This window comes from Patiriisocius sp. 208BN25-11 (assembly GCF_058147145.1).
Map to the genome: position 1 here is coordinate 1 of NZ_JBYVJY010000176.1, position 230 is coordinate 230.

Below are 230 nucleotides of genomic sequence, written 5' to 3' on the forward strand. Positions count from 1 at the left end.
ATAGGATCTTGTGTCGATGGTCCCATACAACTCACATCTGGAACTCCAGCTGCCGTACAAGGCGTGAACGTAATCGCGCCCGTTGTACCATCTACTGTCCACACTCCTACACCTGGCTCCACTAATGGATCGCCTGGATTCGTCGTACCTACAATCTGTACCGTCGTTGGATCTACAATATCACCATCTACATCATTCCCTAAAACATCTACCACTACTGGCATTCCAGT

General features: G+C 48.7%; 1 protein-coding gene. It reads right to left on the bottom strand.

What is annotated here, in order from left to right:
• A partial coding sequence (locus ACY2RS_RS16020) for a hypothetical protein (RefSeq protein ID WP_490099643.1) occupies positions 1–230 on the bottom strand: 230 nt, incomplete at both ends.